The organism is Bradyrhizobium sp. 155 (assembly GCF_023101105.1).
Lineage (GTDB): Bacteria > Pseudomonadota > Alphaproteobacteria > Rhizobiales > Xanthobacteraceae > Bradyrhizobium > Bradyrhizobium canariense_D.
This window is the reverse complement of sequence record NZ_CP064704.1, coordinates 4,972,086-4,989,967: the sequence shown is the minus strand read 5'-3', so window position 1 is coordinate 4,989,967 and position 17,882 is coordinate 4,972,086. Positions and strand designations below refer to the sequence as shown.

The following is a 17,882-nucleotide window of genomic DNA, read 5'->3' as shown; positions in this document are numbered from 1 at the left end:
CGCCCGTCGCCCCTTGACGCCCGGCTGGCGAAAGGGGCACACAGGACACGCATGGTGCTCGACGCGGCGCAAAGCGCCGGAGCATAATCGGGAATGGGGGTGGGCGGACCCAGTTGCGGCGCCCAAAACCCCAGCCGCCCCCGCGACTGTAAGCGGTGAGGGACTTCGATCAGCCACTGGGCCGCGAGGCCCGGGAAGGCCGGAGACTCCCAGTGAACCGCGAGCCAGGAGACCGGCCGTGCACGTTTTGAGGCCAAGGCCGTCGGGTGTGACGGCAAGAAGGATCTGAGCCATGCATATCGAACCCGGACTAGTCTCGGACGCCAAGCTCGTGCTGAGTTATGCAACCGGCATTGCCGTCGGCGGCGTTGCCTTGAAGCTCGCGGTTGAGACCGTGCGCGAGCAGGGCATCACGTCGTTCGCGGCGCGGACGCTCGCCACCACGGGACTTGTGTTTATCTTCTTCGAGATCCTGCCGCACTTCCCGGTCGGCGTCTCCGAAGTGCACTTCATCCTCGGCTCGACCTTGTTCCTGCTGTTTGGCGCGGCGCCTGCGGCCTTCGGCCTCGCGTTTGGCCTGCTGTTCCAGGGCATCTTCTTCGAGCCGCTCGACCTGCCGCAATATGGCATGAACGTCACCACGCTATTGGTGCCGCTGTTCGGAATCCAGGCGATCGCCACGCGGATCGTTTCGAGCAACACGGCCTATGTCGATCTGAAGTACCGCCAGGCGCTGGCGCTTTCGACGACCTATCAGGCGGGCGTCATCGCCTGGGTGGCGTTCTGGGCGATTTATGGCTCCGGCTTCGGCGCGACCAACCTCGCCAACATCGCGACCTTCGCGGCGTCCTATGCGCTGGTCATCGTGATTGAGCCGCTCGCCGATCTCGGCGTGCTGGCGCTGGCAAAGTCGCTGCGCGGCGTCACCGCGCCCGGCCTCGTCACGCCGCGTTTGCACAACGCGGCCTAGAGACAAGCGAACGGGCGGCCCCATGTGCGGCCGCCTTTCGCAGGCACGATGCTCACGCTCTCTCTGATAGGTATCGGTTGCGGCGATCCCGAGCAGCTGACGCGTGCCGCGATTACTGCCATTAACGCGGCCGATCTCGTCCTGATCCCCCGCAAGGGGACGGCCAAGTCCGACCTCGCCGATCTCAGGCGGACGATCTGCGCCGATGTGCTCACCAGCGACACGACCCGCATTGCCGAGTTCGATCTGCCCGTGCGGGACGCCGCTGAAGCGGACTATCGCAAGGGCGTGGACGATTGGCATGATGCCGTGGCCGCCGTCTGGTCGCAGACGATCGGGGATCATCTCGAAGGCGAAGGCAAGGTCGCGCTGTTGATCTGGGGCGATCCCTCGCTTTACGATTCCTCGCTGCGTATCGCGCGGCGGCTCGATCCCTTGCCGACAATCGAAGTCGTGCCCGGCATCACCTCGATCCAGGCGCTGTGTGCGGCGCATGCGTTGCCGCTCAACGACATCGGCGAGCCCTTTCTAGTTTCGACCGGACGCCGCTTGCGCGATGGCGGCTGGCCGCAAGGTGTCGATACCGTTGTGGTGATGCTCGACGGCGGCACGGCATTCGAGTCGCTTGATCCGGCGGGCCTGCACATCTGGTGGGGGGCCTATCTCGGCATGCCCGATCAGATCGTGATGTCCGGCGCGCTGGCCGAGATCGGCCCGCGCATCGTCGCCGTGCGGCAAGAGGCGCGCGAACGGCACGGCTGGATCATGGACAGTTACATCCTCAAGCGCAGGCCGTGAGGCAAGCGAGGCAGCATGCTCCCTGAATGGGTCACCCAACAATGCCCCGACATCTCCGCAGTCCACCGCGAGGCGGCGGTCGCGCGGCAGGCGCAACTGACGAAACCGACCGGCGCGCTCGGCCGGCTCGAGCAGCTCGCGATCGAGCTCGCGGGCCTGCAAGCAACCGAGCGGCCGCGCGCGGCGCGGGTGCCGATCATCATTTTCGCCGGCGATCACGGCATCGTCGCGCAGGGCGTCTCGGCCTATCCGCAGGAAGTGACCATCGCGATGCTGGCGAATTTTGCCTCCGGCGGTGCCGCGATCTCGGTGCTCGCGCGTGAGCTGGGCTCCAGCCTGGAGGTCGTCGACGCCGGCACGCTGGCGCAGGAGGAGATGGCTGGAATCGTGACCGACAAGCCGCGCAGCGGTACGCGCGATTTCAGCGTCGAAGCTGCGCTCACCCCCACGGAGCTGGCATTTGCGTTCGAAGCCGGCCGACGTGCGGTGACGCGCGCACAGGCCGGGCAGCCCGATCTTCTGATCTTCGGCGAGATGGGCATCGGCAACACCACGACATCGGCGGCGATCGCGGCCGGCTTGCTCGGCGTGAGCGCCGCGGAGATCGCGGGCAGCGGTACCGGCATCGACGCGGCCGGCCGTGTGCACAAGGCGCGGGTGATCGACGCTGCAATCGCACGCCATGACGTTGCGGGCGCTGCGCCCGAAAAGATCCTGTGCGCCGTCGGCGGTCTCGAGATCGCCGCCATCTGCGGTGCCGTTATCGCGGCTGCACAGCACCGCATCCCCGTGTTGATCGACGGCTTCATCGTGTCGGTCGCGGCGCTGGCGGCGGTGCGGCTCAACCCTTCGTGCCAGCTGTTCCTGCTGGCCTCGCACCAGTCGGCGGAGCAGGGGCATCGGCTGGTGCTGCGCGCGCTGAACGTGCAGCCGCTGATCAGCCTGGATCTCAGGCTCGGCGAAGGATCGGGCGCGGCCATCGCGCTGCCGCTGGTGCGGTCGGCCTGCGCGCTCCACAACGGCATGGCGACCTTTGCGCAGGCCAATGTGCCTGATCGTCCGGCCTGATCAAATCGTCCGCTGATTGACGGAGACGACGCGCCAGCCGGTCGCGAGCCGGTCAATCCTGGTCAGCGACAGCGGATCGATCATGAAGCGCAGGGCCGCTTGTGGCGTCAGGTCGAGCGCGATGCACAGCGCCGCCCGGATCGTGCCGGAATGCACGACGAGCGTTGCGGCCCCGGTGCCGATCTTCGACAAACCCAGGCGGACCCGCGCGACCTGTTCCTCAAAGCTTTCGCCGCCGGGCGGCCGTCCGCGCGCCGGATCGCTCCAGAACCGTGCATAGGCCTCGCCACCGGTCGCGGCGAGTTCGTCATGCCGACGGCCGGTCCAGTCGCCAAAGTCTTGCTCGCTGAATTCGTCCAGCTGCAGCGGCTCGAGTCCCAGCGCGCGGGCCGTTTCGACGGTGCGCCGCGACGGGCTCGCATAGCTCGCGGCGTCCCGCGGCAAGCGCTGGCGCAGCGCCTCCAGCTGCGCGCGAGCACCGAGATCGGCCGGCGCGTCGGCTGCATGGATGATCCCCGAAACGCCATCGACGGGCGCGTGCCGTATCAGCCAGAGGAAGGTCTCGCCTTCCATGCTTTTCTCCAAGGAAACTGGTCGTTGTGGCAATAGCGCCGCAACTGGCACATTGACTCTGTCTGGATCGTAATCCTAGATGCTCGCGACGGTTTCCCCGAGAGGGGATGAAAAGGGAATGCGGTGCGGGGACGTTGTCCCCAATGCCGTGGCTGCCCCCGCAACTGTAAGCGGCGAATCTTGCGTCACGAGCCACTGGGTATCTCGGTCCCGGGAAGGCGATGCAAGGTACTGACCCGCAAGCCAGGAGACCTGCCGTCAGCCGTGGTCACACGCGAAGATGTCGGTCGGGGAGTACAGACATTCGGCTTCACCGGAAGGCTGACAAGCCGGACGATGGGACCCTGGTTCGCGGTGACGTGCCACTGACGTCACTCCGAGGTCCAAGACCGTGTATTCCCTTCGTATTGTACGACCACGCCGTTTCCTACTGGCATCCGCCGCTCTCACATCTTTCGTCGCCATCGACATGCCAGCGGCCTTGGCGCAGCAGGCCCGCGAGCCACTGCCGCCCGTCGAGGTGTCGGCGCCACAATCCCGCAGGCAGGCCAAGCCGGCCGGACGGGACGCGCAGCGCTCACGCCGCGCAGCAGCGCGCCGGCCGGAGACTGCATCCGCAGTGCCCAAGCCCGTCGCGCCGACCACGGCGGCACAGACGCCGCTCAACACCAATGCCGTCGCCGAAAGCGCTTCGCGCCTCGGCCTGACCGTGCGAGAAACGCCCGCGACCGTGGAGGTGATCTCGGCCGCAACCATGCGCGAGCAGGGCTACCGCACCGTGTCCGACGTTGCGCAGGGAGCGGTGGGCGTCACAGCCGGCGACAATCCGGCCGAGCCTTCGGCTTTCTCCATGCACGGCTTCACCAACAGCCAGATCAACACGCTCTATAACGGCATCAAGATCGGTCCGCAGAACATGACCTCGCGGATCATGGACACGGCCAATCTGGAGGCAGTCGAATTCCTGAAGGGTCCGGCGTCGCTGATGTCGGGCGAGGGCGCCGCCGGCGGCGCGATCAACTTCGTCACCAAGCAGCCGCACACCGGTCCGATCCGGAACGAGGCAGATTTCTCCTGGGACTCGCTGAACTCGTTCCGGGCGCATTACGGCTCGGGCGGCAGCACCAATGTGCAGGGGCTGGACTACCGCTTCGACGTCAGCCGTTCCTCGCTCAACGGCTTTGCCGACGACACCAACACCAAGACGCTCGATGTCTCCGGCCAGCTCAACTACCGCATCTCCGACAGCCTCAAGGTCTGGGGCGCGATCGAGTATCGGGAAGATCGCTCGAAAGCCTATTGGGGTGCGCCGCTGGTGCCGATTGCCTTCAGCGGCTCGCATGCGACGACGGGGATCGTTTCCGGCAATTACGTCTCGAACTACAACAAAACCGATCTCGGTGCCGTCACGATCGACGACCGCACCTTCAATACTAACTACAACGTCCTCGACAACAGGAACGTGGCGAAGGAGGTGTGGCTGCGCGGCGGTTTCGAGCTGAATCTGGCGCCCGACCTGACGCTGAAAAGTCAAGCCTATGCTTACGGAGCTGAGCGCACATGGTTCAACAATGAGATCGAGGCGTTCAATTCCGGGACCAACATGGTCGATCGTGAGCGCTTCTATGTCGCGCACAGCCAACGCTTGGTCGGCAACGTCACCGATTTGATCTGGGATGCGAATATCGCCGGCTTTGACAACCGTTTGGTCACGACGCTTTCCTCAAGCTACCTTGATTTCGTGAGGCCGGGCGCCGCAAATTTCTCCGGCGATTCCGTTCCGCTGGTCGATCCGCCTCGCGGCTATTACGGCCTGCTCACCATTCAGCAGCAGACCGCGCGCATCGACAATGAGGCGCTGTCGTTCGAGGACCGGTTGAAGTTGACACGGACCTTTGCGCTGGTCGGCGGCCTGCGCGTCGAGCATATCGGGCTCGACCGCAATTCGACCGACAAGTTCGGTCTGGAGAAGGCGAACTTCCCGTTCTCGCAATCCTGGGTCCCGACCACGGGGCGTATCGGCTACACCTGGGAAGCCGTACCGGGCCTGACCTTTTTCAGCCAATACGCCACCGGCGCAGACATCTCGGCCAACAACATCTTCCTGCTCAATCCGACCGATCCGCTGAACCTGACCACCGCGCGCACCTACGAGACCGGCGTCAAGCACCTGTTCTGGGACAACCGGGCGGAGTGGTCGTTCTCGGCCTACGACATCCTGCGCAAGAACGTCTATGCCGCGGCCGGCGGCATGCAGCTCAACCTTGCCGGACGGCAGGAATCGAAGGGCGTCGAGCTTGCCGCGTCCGTGCGTCCGATCGGTCCCCTGCGTCTCTGGGGCAACATCGCCTATGTCGATGCGCGCTACGCCGACTTTAATTTTGTCGGCGGCTCGTTCTCCGGCAACACGCCGCCGAACGTGCCGCGCGTCGTGGCGAATGCCGGAGCGTCGTATCGGTTCTTCACGCCGTGGCCCGTGGAAGTCGGCGTCACCGGCCGTCACGTCGGCGACCGCTACAACACCGATGCGAATGTCGTGACGATGAAGGCCTACACTGTCGCGGACGTCTATGCCTTCGTCGACATCCCGAAGACGGTGTTCAACGCGGTCGACCAGGCTCGCCTGACTTTCCGGGTGCGCAACATCGCCGACAAGCGCTATGCGATCTGGGGCGATCCGTTCTATCCCGACCAGATCCTCTTGGGTGCACCGCGCACCTATGAACTCTCGGCCGCATTCAAATGGTAGGATGCTGATCGATGATGCGCGCGATCGTCCTGCTGCATCGATGGCTCGGGATCGCGTTCTGCCTGGTGTTCGCGATGTGGTTCGCGACGGGAATCGTGATGCACTTCGTTCCGTTTCCGTCTCTGACGGAAGCGGAACGCTTCGCCGGGCTTGGGCCGCTGGCGAGTGCTGGGACGAGGATTGCAGTCGCCGATGCCGTTGCCGCGAGCGGCATCGCGGATGCGACGCGCGTTCGCCTGATCCAGCGCAGCGACGGCCCGGTCTATGTCGTCTCGGGGCCATCGCGCGCAGGCGCAATCCGCGCCTCCGATGGGGGCGACGCGTCGGTCGCGTCTTCCGACGTCGCATTGGCCATCGCGCGAGATCACGCCCGCAGCCGCGGGCTGGATGCCGGACCAACCGAGATCGTTGCGCGCTCGGACTACGACCAATGGAGCGTGCCGAACGGCTTTGACCGCCATCGGCCCTTGTTTCGGGTTGCCCTCGGTGATGCCGACGGGAGGGAAGTCTATGTCTCCTCGCTCACCGGCGAGATCGTCCTGGATACGACGCGCAACGAGCGGACCTGGAATCTGGTCGGGAGTGTTGTGCACTGGATCTATCCAACGGTCCTGCGAAGCAACTGGTCGCTGTGGGATCGCGTGGTCTGGACCTTGTCGCTGCTGGCCCTGATCGCGGCTTTGCTTGGCTCTGTGCTCGGGCTTGCGCGGATCAAACCTCGCAGCGGTCTGATCGGCTCGCCCTATCGCGGCTGGCATGCGCTGCATCATCTCATCGGCCTCGTTGCGATGGTGTTCGTGCTGAGCTGGATTTTCAGCGGCTGGCTCTCCATGGATCACGGGCGGCTGTTCTCGCGCGGGCAATGGGCCTCCGCTGAATCCAGCGTGATGAACGCTTCACCGAACTGGACGGCGGCCCCATCGCTCGATCGGCAGCCTGTATCGCCATCGACCCGTGAAATCGAATGGTTTGCCTTCAACGGCACTCTCTATCGGCGGGATCGAAGGGCCCTTGCCGGTCAGACCTTGATCAAGGCAGGGGACGCGCCCCGCGATGGACCGACGAGATCTCTGGATGTGCACGAGGTCCAGGGGTTGACCGCGCGCCTGGCGGCCGGCTGCGGCGGTCCGTCTGTACTTGCCGAGGACGACAACTATCCCGCGCGGTCCACTGTCCCGGGCGCCCCGGTCTACCGCTCGTATTGCGGTGACCTCTGGTTCGACATCGACGGCGCCGACGGCAATTTGCTGCAAAGGCTGGATCCATCGCGGCGGGCCTATCGCTGGTTCTACGGCGCGCTGCACACGCTGGATTTTCCGGTTCTCGTCGCGCACCCGTTGCTGCGCGACGGCTTGGTCGTCGGGCTCTGCTCCCTTGGCTTTCTGTTCTCCATCACGGGCATCATCATCGGCTGGCGCCGCCTGCGTCCGTCCTTCGCGGCCTGAGAGCCGGAGCGGGCAAAACCACCGCTTACTGATCGTACAATAAAGAGAGGCTGAGCCGACTGCCATGCATAGCTCATAAGCAATCGCATGGTCCGTAGGGCCGGTCGATCGCCTGCAAATTAGACAGTGCGTGCGGGGCGCGTGGATTGCGCTGCAGCGGATGTGGTGTTTCGTCCGGGAAAATTCGTGGTGCGCCGCACTTATGTCGCGTCGAACGATCCACACCGACGTGCTCTCCATGCGGGCAGGGCTGCACTAAAATGTGCCTCGCCGCGCCGCGCCGGTCGCGGGCTGGTCCAGTGCATTGCGACAACTCTGGCCCTATCCCGAGGCCATCGCTCTGTCGCACGCTCGCAAGCGGTGGCATGACAGGGGATGATGATGAGCGCTCTCGGTTTGCGATTGAACCTCGCGAAGGACGGGAACCACCCGGCGTCCGGTTCGAATGTCGTCCGCAGCTGACCCACACATGAGCACTGACGAAAATCACTGGGAAGTTGGCACCGATATCGGCGGCACCTTCACCGACATCATCGCGATCCGACACTCCCCCGCGGAGGCACGGATCGCGAAGGTGCCGTCGCGACCTCAAGCTCCGGTTCAGGCGATGCTGGAGGCGATCGAGGCGGTCGGCCTGCGCAAGAGCGAGGTCAAGCGCTTCGTCCACGGCACCACGCGCGTGACCAACGCCATCGTCGAAGGACGGCTGCCGAAAGTGGCACTGGTGGCGACCGAAGGCTTTGCCGACGTGCTGGAGATCGCGCGCTATCGTCGCCGCGATCTCTATCGTCTCGACGTCCCGCCAAAATCGCTGCCGCTGGTGCCGCCGGAACGATGCTTCGGGCTTGCTGAGCGCCTCGATCACGAGGGCCGGGTGCTGAAGGCGCTGGATGACGCGGAGATCGAGCGTCTGGTGGCCTGGCTGAAGGGGACCGGCGTGCAGAGTGTCGCGGTCGCGCTGCTGCATGCCTATGCCAATCCGGTGCACGAGAAGATGCTCGGCGAGCGGCTCAAGGGCGTCGTTGCCCACGTCTCGCTGTCGCACGAGGTCAATCCCGAGGCGCGCGAATACGAGCGGACTTCGGCGACCGTGTTCAACGCCGCGGCGATGCCGATTGCGGTGGAATATCTCAGCGAACTGGAGCTGCGGCTGCCGATCGGTCCCGGCCTGCAGGTGTTTCATTCGGCCGGCGCCATGGTGCCGATCTCGGCCGTGAAGCGGCGGCCGCTGGTGATGGCGATGTCGGGCCCCGCGGCCGGCGTCTCCGCATCGGTCAGCATCGCGCGCCAGCTCGGCACGTCCCGGATGCTGACGTTCGATATGGGCGGCACCACGACCGACGTGTGCCTGATCGTCGACGGTCAGGCCGAGATGACCGACGGCCGCATGCTCGGCGACAAGCCGCTGCGCCAGCCGATGCTCGCGGTGCACTCGATCGGGGCGGGCGGCGGCTCGATCGTGCGCAACGGCTCCGGTGGCCTGACGGTCGGACCGGAAAGCGCCGGCTCCGAGCCTGGACCGGCCTGCTACGGCCGCGGCGGTACCGAGCCGACCATCACCGATGCCAACGCCGTGCTCGGCTATCTCAATCCCGAAACCAAACTCGGCGACCGGATCGGAATCGATATCAAGGCAGCGACTGATGTCATCGCACCGATCGCGGGCACTCTGGGGCTGAGCCTGACCGACACCGCGCTCGGCATCATCAAGGTCGCGAACGCGACAATGGCGCGCGCCCTCCGCCGCGTCACCGTCGAGCGCGGCATCGACGGGCGCGACTGCACGCTGCTCGCCTTTGGCGGTGGCGGCCCGATGCACGCCGCGGGCCTAGCCGATCTCTACGGGATTGCCGAGGTCGTCATTCCCAGTGCATCGAGCGCGTTCTCGGCGCTGGGCTGTCTCACCGCCGATTTCAGCTTCCTCCAGCAGCAAACCCTGCGCGCGGCGCTTGACGACATCGACCTCGCCCGTGTGTCGGAGCGGATCGGGGTGCTGATCGACGATGCCTCGGCGCCGCTGATCGCCAACGGGGTTGCCGCGACCGAGATTCAGATTGAGCTGGTGGCCTTGATGCGCTACGCGGCGCAGAACGACGCCATTCCGGTGCCGTTCGTGCGACCGCTCGACATTATCAGGCTGAAGAAGGATTTTCTGGCCCGGCACCACGAGCTGTTCGGCTATGCGACGAGCGAGAGCTGCGTCATCGAATCCGTGCGGGTGCAGGCACGCCGTCCGTCGACGACCGTCGTGAGCCGGCCGGCCGTCGCGGCCAGGGTATCCGCCGGCAATCGCATTTGCTCGTTCGACGGCTTTCATGACATCGCCACAAGCATCATCGATCGCGCCTCGCTGACCGAGATCGTCAGCGGCCCGGCCATCATTGAAGACGCATGGTCGACCGTGGTGGTCCCGCCCGGTTGGCAGGCGCGGCCCGATGTTTCAGGCAATCTGTTCCTGACGCGGGGGGCCGCATGAAGCTCGATCCGTTCGTCGTCGAGGTCATCAGGCACGGGCTGTCGGCCGCGGCAGAGGAGATGAGCCTGGTGATGACGCGCTCGGCGCGCTCGCCGCTGCTGCGTGAAGCCGGCGACCTGTCGTCGGCGATCACGGACGGCCGCGGCGACCTGGTCGGGCAGGGCCGCGACATCCCGATCCATCTCGGCGCGATGGCCTATACGGTCCTCGAATTGCTGAAAGTGGTGCCGCGCGACAGCCTGAAGGACGGCGACGCTCTGATCTACAATGTCGGCCCGCTCGGCGGCAATCATCTCAATGACGTCAAGGTCGTGCGCCCGGTCTTCATCGACGGCGAGATCGTGGCGTTCGCGGTCAGCCTCGCACACTGGCCCGATATCGGCGGCACCTGGCCCGGCAGCTATTTTGCGAAAGCCATCGACACCTTCCAGGAGGCGATGCGCATTCCGCCGGTTCTGATCGCCACGGCAAGCGGCGTCAATACGCCGATCGTGCAGCTGCTCAAGGCCAATGTTCGAGATCCGGAATCCTGCGAGGGCGATCTTCTCGCCCAGATCGCCGCAACGAAAGCCGGTGAGAAGCGCATCGTCGAGCTATGCCGCGAGCACGGCAAGGCGGTCTTCACGGCGGCGCAGTCGCGCCTGCACGATCTCTCCGAAATCGAGATGCGCGAGGCGCTCCGCGAGCTGCCTGATGGCGTCTACGAGGGCGAGGATTATTTGGACGACGGTGGCGTCAACGACGCCCCGGCGCGCATTCATGTCAAGATCACCATTGCCGGAGACGAAGCGACCTTCGACCTCTCGGGAAGCTGCGGCCGCGTCTCGAATTTCTGCAACACGACACCGTTCATGGCGCGCTCGGCGGTGGCCTATGCCGCGCGCATCATGAGCGGGCGCGACATGAACCAGAACGCGGGCGCGCTGCGGCCGCTGACCATCATCACGCGCCCGGGCTCTATTCTCGAGCCGGGGTGGAATGCCTCGGTTGCGGCCGGCAATCACGAGACCTCGATGCGCATCGTCGATGCGATCTTCCGCGCTATGCAGGACACCATTCCCGAACGTCTGTCGGCTGGTGGGGCGACCACGGCAGGCGTCCTCTTCTTCGCCGAGCCGCGGCAAAACGGTTCGTGGAAGATGCTCTACGAGGTCCACGGTGGTGGCGAGGGTGCGCGGCATGATCGGGACGGCATCTCCGCGACGCGGGTGCATCTGTCCAACACTTCGAACACGCCAATCGAGGTGATCGAGGCGAATTACGCGATCCAAGTCGAGCAGCAGGCCATTCGTCGGAATTCCGGCGGCACGGGAGTCCATCGCGGCGGGGACGGCGTCATCCGTACCTATCGCATCCTGGCGCCGTCGATGCATCTGACCACCTGCATCGAGCGCATGGTGGTCGCGCCGTTCGGCATGCAAGGCGGCGAACCCGGCAAGGCCTGCCGCATCTCGCTGATCAGGCAGGGCGCGAACGTCGCGATCGACGGCAAGTCGAACCTGGTGCTGCAGCAAGGCGATCTCGTCACGATCGAGACCTGTGGTGGCGGTGGCTACGGCGCCGAGGCCGCGGAATGAAGGGATTGCGATGAGCAGATTGTTGCGAACCGGGCTGAATGCCGGCGACAGCGCGCCCATGGCCGTGGTCGGCGGCGAGGGCATCTATTTTCATCTGTCGGATGGTCGCAAGCTCATCGACGGCAGCAACACCGGCGGCGGTCTCGGACATCGTCATCCCGCGATGGTGGAGGCGATCCGCCGCGCCGCGGATACGCCCGTCGTGAACGAGGGCTGGACCTGGGTCGGCCGCGAGCAGGCGGCTGACGACTTGATGGCCACCGCGTTCAAGGGCGAAGACGATTGGGTTGGCGCGGTGCGCTTCTGCATCAGCGGCAGCGAGGCCAATGACATGGCGCTGTCGCTCTGTCAGGCCCTGACGCAGCGGTCTGCGCTGGCGACGCGCGAACGCGCCTATCACGGCATTACGGGCCTCTCGCGCAGCATGACCGTGCAGCCGCAATGGCATGGCGGCCTCGCGGTGCATTCAGGCGGTTCGCGGCTGCCCGCGCCGATGGCGCCGGTGCGGATATTGCCGCCACCGCACGGCGCGATCTACGGCGCGCCGGCCAACAATGTTCCGCCCAGCGAATATCTGGCCGATGCCACGCGCCTGCTTTCGGATACGGCAGCGACGATCATCGACTACACGCAAGGCGGCATCTACTACGATGGCGCCTATCAGGACGAGGTGGCGCGGTGCGCGCGGCAGGCCGGCTCCTACTGGATCGCCGACGAAGTGGTGACTGGTGCGGGCCGTGCCGGGCGCTGGTTCGCGTTCCAGGGAGCCGAAAGTCGTCCCGATATCGTGACGCTCGGAAAATCGCTCGGCGGTGGCGCGGCGGCGGTTGCCGCGGTCGTGGTGTCGAAAGGTATCGTCGAACGGCTCAAGGGCACGAGCTGGCAGAATTACGGCACGTTGCGCGGGCATCCCATCAGCATGGCTGCCGTCAGCGCCTATCTGAAGGTCGTGAACGATGACAAGATTTTGGAGCACGTCAGGGGCCTCGAAAAGCTGTTCACCCGCCGCCTGCTCGCCATCGCGCAGAAGCATCCAAGCGTGCAGCGCGTGGCGGGGCAGGGGCTGCACTGGACCGTGGAGTTGCACGGGCCGGACTGGCGCTCCTGGCACGCCGACACCGCCGAGGTGCCGATTGCCTCGCGCGTCGCGGAGCGGGCGCTGGAGGCCGGCGCCGTGATCGGGACCAGCGGCGAGCAGACTTCGCTGTTCCTCGCGCCGCCACTCGTGATTTCCGAGCATGAGGCCGGGCAGCTTCTGGACGCGCTGGACCACGGTCTCGATGTTGCGGATGAGGAGCAGACATGAGGATGGACCGTGCAGCGCACACGATGCCGATGTGCAGGCGCCGGCTGGCAAGTCCGGGCGATGCTGCGTTATGCTGCGCGCGCCAGCACGTACTTGAAACTGTAGCTTAGCTCAAAGACATCACCAGGAAATCGCTGATGCGTATCGTCAATGTTGCCGCCGCCCAGATGGGCCCGATCCAGAAAGCGGACAGCCGCGAGGCCGTGGTCAAGCGCATGATTGCGCTGATGGATGAGGCCAAGAGCAAGGGCGCCGACCTGATCGTCTATCCGGAATTGGCGCTCACGACCTTCTTTCCGCGTTGGTACGTGGAGGACCGGGCCGAGTTCGACAATTGGTTCGAGCGCGAGATGCCCAATGCGGCGACCCGGCCGTTGTTCGAGCGCGCGGCACAGCACGAGATGGCGATGAATTTCGGATATGCGGAGCTGACGCCCGACGGGCATCATTTCAACACTGCGATCCTGACCGACAGATCCGGCAAGATCGTCGGCAAATATCGCAAGATCCATTTGCCGGGCCATGTGGAATACGACACCAAGCGCTCGCACCAGCATCTGGAGAAGCGCTATTTCGAGCCGGGCGATCTCGGCTTTAATGTCTGGCGCGAGCTGGGCGGCATCATCGGCATGGCCATCTGCAACGACCGGCGCTGGCCCGAGACCTATCGCGTGATGGGCCTGCAGGGCGTCGAGATGGTGCTGATCGGCTACAACACGCCGTCGGTGAATGCGGAGAGGAGCGATGAAGGCGTCGAGAAACGGTTGTTCCATAACCGCCTCTCGGCGCAGGCCGGCGCCTATCAGAACGCGACCTGGGTTGTCGCGGTGGCCAAGGCCGGTAACGAGGACGGACACCCGCTGTTCGGCGGCAGCCTGATCGTCGATCCCAATGGCGAAATCGTCGCCGAAGCGAAGACGGAGGAGGACGAGCTGCTGGTCCACCCTTGCGATCTCGATGCCACCACATTCGGCAAGACCACGATCTTCAATTTCGCGCAGCACCGCCGCATCGAGCATTACGGCCTGATCACCAGCCAGACCGGCGCGGTGCCACCGCCGGAGAAGTGATGTCGATGGCGGACAAGGGCACATCAGGTATTCCCTTGCGCGAGCTCGATCCGCGCGACCGCTACAAGCTGCTTTGCGGCGTGGTGGTGCCACGGCCGATTGCGCTGGTGACGACGCTCGATGCCAACGGGGCGGTCAACGCCGCGCCCTTCAGCTTCTTCAACGTGTTCTCGGAGAGCCCGGCGCTGATCGTACTCGGGCTTCAGCACAAGCCGGATCACAGCCCGAAGGACACCACCCGCAACATCCATCGCGACGGCGAGTTCGTCGTTCACATGGTGGACGAGGCGCTGTCGGTGGCGATGAACGACTGCGCGGTTGATTTTCCGTCCGGCGACAGCGAGGTCGCCGCGGCCGGGCTGGCGACGCTTCCCTCAATCGAAGTGAAGGTGCCGCGCCTCGCCGCGGCCCCCTTTGCGCTCGAATGCCGGCGCCATGTCGCGTTGACCTTCTCGCCCGATCGCGAGCTGCTGGTCGGCGAGGTGCTCCGGGTTCACGCCCGCGAGGGCCTCGTCGATGAGGCCAACATGTATGTCGACCTCGACGCCTACCGGCCGATCGGCCGCATGTTCGGCAATCTCTACACGACGCAGCGGGACACGTTCGCGCTAGTCCGCGAGAGCCACGCGCAATGGCTCGCGCGGCAGGACGCCAAAGTGCTGAAGGACGCCTAGTGATTCGAGAACTGCACTGTACCCAGCGCCATGGTGACGGCCGCCTGTGTCGGGTCGATCACGGCAATGCCGAGCGCGTCTTCCAGCGGGCGGCGGTGCCGTGCCATGCCAGCGCAGCCCATCACGATGGCGCGGGCGCCGTCCTCGTCGCGCAGCGCGCGGCCGATTTCGATCATTTTGGCCAGCGTGCCTTCGCCCGAGGCGGTTTCGGCAACGCTCATGTTGAGCGGCCGCTCGCCGGCAAGACGTTCGGTCAGTCCCATCTGCCTGAGATAGCGCATGTGACGCGGGATCGAGCGCTGGGCGATCGCGATGACGCCAAAGGTCTCGGCGCGGGCCATCGCGGTCAGCACGCCGCACTCGGCAATGCCGAACACGGGGCGGTCGGTGCCTTCGCGACAGACCTGAAGCCCGGGATCGCTGTAGCAGGCGATGACAAAGGCCGCCGAGCTGTTGTCGCCCTCGACCAGCCGGCGCAGCGGCATGGCGACGCCATCGACATCGGCCTGGCTTTCGATGCCGAAGGGACCCTCGGCCAGCGTCTGGCAGACCAGTTCCGGCCCGCCTTCGAAACCGAGCGGCTTCAGCGCGTCCTCCAGCCCTCGCGTGACCGCAGGGTTGGAATTTGGATTGATGACGAGAATGCGCGGTCGGGACATGCTGGTCTTCCTGCAAAATTTCGATCACTTGGCTTGAGCCTATCATGGAGTGCCTCATGACTGAACCCGCTTACGACCTGATCATTCGCGGTGGGCGCGTCGCGACGACGACCGATGTCTTTGAAGCCGATGTGGCCATCTCCGGCGAGACCATCGCCGCTATCGGGCGTGGGCTTTCGCCTGCGAAGCGCGAGATCGACGCGCGCGGCAAACTGGTGCTGCCAGGCGGCGTCGACAGCCACGCCCATATCGAGCAATTGTCCGCTGCCGGCATCATGAACGCCGACACCTTCGAGAGCGCGACCGTCTCGGCCGCCTTCGGTGGCACGACCACGGTGATCCCGTTTGCCGCCCAGCATGTCGGCATGAAGCTGCCGCAGGTGGTGGAGGATTATCACGCCCTCGCCAAGAAAGGCGCCGTGATCGACTACGCCTTTCACATGATCATTGCGGATGCGACCAAGGAAACGGTCGAGGAGCACATTCCGGCGCTGGTGAAGCAGGGCCATGCCTCGATCAAGATTTTCATGACCTACGACCGGCTCAAGGTCGACGACGAGCCGCTGCTGGACATCCTTCTTGCCGCGCGCCAGTCCGGCGCGATGTTGTGCGCCCATGCCGAAAACCACGGCATCATCGCCTGGATGGTGAAGCGCCTGCTCGCGCGCGGCTACACCATGCCGAAATACCACGCCGTCAGCCACGCCCGCGTGTCGGAGGCGGAAGCCTTTACCCGGCTGATCGGCATGGCGGCGCTGATCGACCAGCCCATCATGATCTTCCACGTCTCGACCGCCGAGGGCGCCAAGGTCATCCGCGACTCGCGCGGGCAGGGATTGAAGGTGTTCGCGGAGACCTGTCCGCAATACCTCTTCCTCACCGCTGCCGATCTCGACAAGCCCGGGGTGGAGGGCGCCAAGTGGATGTGCAGCCCGCCGCCCCGTACGCATGCCGACCAGGAGGCGTTGTGGCAGGCGCTGTCGCTCGGCGATCTCCAGACCATCTCGTCGGATCACGCGCCTTATCGTTACGACGAGACCGGCAAGCTGCGCGCCGGACCCAATCCCAATTTCAAGCAGGTCGCGAACGGCCTGCCGGGACTGGAGCTGCGGCTGCCACTGCTGTTCGACACCATGGTGTCGAAGGGACGCCTGGGCCTGGAAAAGTTCGTCGAGCTGACGGCGACCGCGCCGGCAAGAATCTACAATCTGCATCCGCGCAAGGGCTCGATCGCAGTCGGCGCCGATGCCGATATCGCGGTCTGGGATCCCGACCGCGAGACCGTGATCGCCGACGAGATGATGCACGACCTCGCCGGCTACACGCCGTTTGCGGGACGGAAGCTGAAGGGTTGGCCGGTTTCGGTGCTGTCGCGCGGTCGGGTGATCATCGACGGCAACAAGTGCCTCGCGAGCGCCGGCAGCGGCCAATTCCTGGCACGCAGCGGCGGCGAGGCGGCCAAGCCGACGGGGCGGCTCGTCGCCGACATGGATTCGGAGCGGAATTTCGGAGCGAAGCTGCTGTGACGGCGGATGGCGCGCGATGAAGATCGTCATCTTCGGCGGCACGGGGTTTGTCGGCCTCAATGTTGCGGAGGCGCTGCTCGCGCGCCGGCATGACGTCACGCTGTATGACCGTGCAGAGTTGCCGTTATCCGCGCTGCGATCTCTTGCCGAATACGGCGCACGGCTCCGAGCCGTGCAGGGCGATATCACCGACGCAGATGCCATCGATGCCCTCATCGCCGAAGGCGTTGATGCGATCGTGCTCGGCGCGGCCATCACCGCCGGTGATGAACTGGAGAGGGCATCGACCGCGCGCGTTCTCGAGATCAACGTGATGGCGCAGATCCCGATTCTGCTCTCCGCGATCCGTCATGGCGTGCGCCGGGTCGTCAATCTCTCTTCGGCATCGGCCTACGGCGCCACCGGTGCGCGGGTCGAGATTCTCGACGAGGAAACGCCCTGCGATCCGGTCTCGTTCTACGCCATCAGCAAGTTCGCCTCGGAGCGATCGGTTGCGCGTCACGCCGAGCTCTTCGGCGGTGATTTCCTAAATGTGCGGCTGAGCGCGCTATTCGGACCGTGGGAGCGACCGAGTTCCGTGCGCGACACGCCAAGCCTCCAGTTCCAGATCTTGGCCGCGTTCGCGCGCGGCGAGCCGGCGATCATGCCTGAAGCGGGCATGCGGGACTGGATCTACGCGCCGGATGCGGCCGAGGCCGTCGCACTGCTGATCGAAGCCGAGCGGCCGCGCCACCGGCTCTACAACGTCTCCCGCGGAGGGCTTTGGCCTGCGTTGCAATGGGGCGAGGCCTATGCAGCGTTGCACCCCGGCCTGCAATGCCGGCTCGCGGCGCCCGGCGAGAAAACCGTCATCAAGCTGCATGGGGCCTATCGCGCGCCGCTGTCGGTGAACCGGATGGCGGATGAATTCGGCTGGCGCGCGCGGTTCGGCTGCGCCGAGTCGGCGGCCGCGATGAGCGCCTGGTTGACGCAGCATAAGGAGTGGATCTGA

General features: G+C 65.4%; 14 protein-coding genes and 2 riboswitches. Of the genes, 12 read left to right on the top strand and 2 right to left on the bottom strand.

From position 1 onward, the window contains the following. Positions 1-35 precede the first annotated feature (35 nt). A riboswitch (cobalamin riboswitch) is annotated at positions 36-255 on the top strand. A gap of 37 nt (positions 256-292) precedes the next feature. The 3 genes from IVA93_RS24340 to cobT are packed head-to-tail and all read left to right on the top strand — an operon-like array spanning position 293 to position 2,836. Beyond that, positions 293-970: an energy-coupling factor ABC transporter permease gene (locus IVA93_RS24340; RefSeq protein WP_247370785.1), complete on the top strand. Its 678-nt coding sequence runs from the start codon at positions 293-295 to the stop codon at positions 968-970. Between the two features lie 48 nt (positions 971-1,018). Further along, entirely contained in the window at positions 1,019-1,768 is a 750-nt protein-coding gene (gene cobF / locus IVA93_RS24335; RefSeq protein WP_247370783.1) for a precorrin-6A synthase (deacetylating), read from the top strand. 15 nt (positions 1,769-1,783) lie between these two features. Then, positions 1,784-2,836, top strand: a complete 1,053-nt coding sequence (cobT, locus tag IVA93_RS24330) for a nicotinate-nucleotide--dimethylbenzimidazole phosphoribosyltransferase (RefSeq protein WP_247370781.1) — start codon at positions 1,784-1,786, stop codon at positions 2,834-2,836. Here the strand turns inward: cobT and IVA93_RS24325 are convergent, their stop codons facing one another. Further along, complete coding sequence (locus tag IVA93_RS24325) at positions 2,837-3,409, bottom strand: histidine phosphatase family protein (RefSeq protein WP_162496359.1); 573 nt, start codon at positions 3,407-3,409, stop codon at positions 2,837-2,839. Between the two features lie 72 nt (positions 3,410-3,481). Next, positions 3,482-3,683, top strand: a riboswitch (cobalamin riboswitch). Between the two features lie 117 nt (positions 3,684-3,800). Here IVA93_RS24325 and IVA93_RS24320 point away from each other — a divergent pair. The 7 genes from IVA93_RS24320 to IVA93_RS24290 all read left to right on the top strand — a co-directional run bounded on the left by IVA93_RS24320 (position 3,801) and on the right by IVA93_RS24290 (position 14,706). After that, complete coding sequence (locus tag IVA93_RS24320) at positions 3,801-6,158, top strand: TonB-dependent receptor (RefSeq protein WP_247789252.1); 2,358 nt, start codon at positions 3,801-3,803, stop codon at positions 6,156-6,158. A gap of 11 nt (positions 6,159-6,169) precedes the next feature. Further along, entirely contained in the window at positions 6,170-7,603 is a 1,434-nt protein-coding gene (locus tag IVA93_RS24315) for a PepSY domain-containing protein (RefSeq protein WP_247789251.1), read from the top strand. A 469-nt stretch (positions 7,604-8,072) separates the two neighbouring features. After that, complete coding sequence (locus tag IVA93_RS24310; protein ID WP_247370776.1) at positions 8,073-10,079, top strand: hydantoinase/oxoprolinase family protein; 2,007 nt, start codon at positions 8,073-8,075, stop codon at positions 10,077-10,079. Beyond that, a complete protein-coding gene (locus IVA93_RS24305; protein WP_247455103.1) occupies positions 10,076-11,656 on the top strand; it encodes a hydantoinase B/oxoprolinase family protein in 1,581 nt (526 codons plus the stop codon). The genes IVA93_RS24310 and IVA93_RS24305 overlap by 4 nt, the downstream gene beginning before the upstream one ends. Positions 11,657-11,666: 10 nt before the next feature. Further along, the gene (locus tag IVA93_RS24300; RefSeq protein WP_247370771.1) at positions 11,667-12,962 is read left to right on the top strand and encodes an aminotransferase class III-fold pyridoxal phosphate-dependent enzyme; all 1,296 of its coding nucleotides are present in this window, start codon (positions 11,667-11,669) and stop codon (positions 12,960-12,962) included. Between the two features lie 137 nt (positions 12,963-13,099). After that, entirely contained in the window at positions 13,100-14,032 is a 933-nt protein-coding gene (locus IVA93_RS24295) for an N-carbamoyl-D-amino-acid hydrolase (RefSeq protein ID WP_247370768.1), read from the top strand. Positions 14,033-14,037: 5 nt separating this feature from the next. Then, entirely contained in the window at positions 14,038-14,706 is a 669-nt protein-coding gene (locus IVA93_RS24290; RefSeq protein ID WP_085385942.1) for a flavin reductase family protein, read from the top strand. On the opposite strand, the gene IVA93_RS24285 is transcribed toward IVA93_RS24290, so the two are convergent. Next, positions 14,703-15,365, bottom strand: coding sequence for an aspartate/glutamate racemase family protein (locus IVA93_RS24285; RefSeq protein WP_085385840.1), 663 nt, complete (start codon positions 15,363-15,365; stop codon positions 14,703-14,705). The genes IVA93_RS24290 and IVA93_RS24285 overlap by 4 nt on opposite strands. A gap of 56 nt (positions 15,366-15,421) precedes the next feature. Here IVA93_RS24285 and hydA point away from each other — a divergent pair, with 56 nt between their 5' ends. Together hydA and IVA93_RS24275 are read left to right on the top strand one after the other, a co-directional pair. Then, positions 15,422-16,891 carry a dihydropyrimidinase gene (gene hydA / locus IVA93_RS24280; RefSeq protein WP_085352447.1) on the top strand — a complete coding sequence of 490 codons (1,470 nt, stop codon included), beginning with the start codon at positions 15,422-15,424 and terminating at the stop codon, positions 16,889-16,891. 16 nt (positions 16,892-16,907) lie between these two features. After that, positions 16,908-17,882, top strand: coding sequence for an NAD-dependent epimerase/dehydratase family protein (locus tag IVA93_RS24275; RefSeq protein ID WP_085352386.1), 975 nt, complete (start codon positions 16,908-16,910; stop codon positions 17,880-17,882).

Excerpts from the sequence above, each read along its gene's own strand:
- IVA93_RS24325 (WP_162496359.1), bottom strand. The coding sequence starts at position 3,409 with ATGGAAGGCGAGACCTTCCTCTGGCTGATACGGCACGCGCCCGTCGAT.
- IVA93_RS24340 (WP_247370785.1), top strand. The coding sequence starts at position 293 with ATGCATATCGAACCCGGACTAGTCTCGGACGCCAAGCTCGTGCTGAGT.
- IVA93_RS24295 (WP_247370768.1), top strand. The coding sequence starts at position 13,100 with ATGCGTATCGTCAATGTTGCCGCCGCCCAGATGGGCCCGATCCAGAAA.
- IVA93_RS24290 (WP_085385942.1), top strand. The coding sequence starts at position 14,038 with ATGGCGGACAAGGGCACATCAGGTATTCCCTTGCGCGAGCTCGATCCG.
- hydA (WP_085352447.1), top strand. The coding sequence starts at position 15,422 with ATGACTGAACCCGCTTACGACCTGATCATTCGCGGTGGGCGCGTCGCG.
- cobT (WP_247370781.1), top strand. The coding sequence starts at position 1,784 with ATGCTCCCTGAATGGGTCACCCAACAATGCCCCGACATCTCCGCAGTC.
- cobF (WP_247370783.1), top strand. The coding sequence starts at position 1,019 with ATGCTCACGCTCTCTCTGATAGGTATCGGTTGCGGCGATCCCGAGCAG.
- IVA93_RS24310 (WP_247370776.1), top strand. The coding sequence starts at position 8,073 with ATGAGCACTGACGAAAATCACTGGGAAGTTGGCACCGATATCGGCGGC.
- IVA93_RS24305 (WP_247455103.1), top strand. The coding sequence starts at position 10,076 with ATGAAGCTCGATCCGTTCGTCGTCGAGGTCATCAGGCACGGGCTGTCG.
- IVA93_RS24315 (WP_247789251.1), top strand. The coding sequence starts at position 6,170 with ATGATGCGCGCGATCGTCCTGCTGCATCGATGGCTCGGGATCGCGTTC.
- IVA93_RS24275 (WP_085352386.1), top strand. The coding sequence starts at position 16,908 with ATGAAGATCGTCATCTTCGGCGGCACGGGGTTTGTCGGCCTCAATGTT.
- IVA93_RS24300 (WP_247370771.1), top strand. The coding sequence starts at position 11,667 with ATGAGCAGATTGTTGCGAACCGGGCTGAATGCCGGCGACAGCGCGCCC.
- IVA93_RS24285 (WP_085385840.1), bottom strand. The coding sequence starts at position 15,365 with ATGTCCCGACCGCGCATTCTCGTCATCAATCCAAATTCCAACCCTGCG.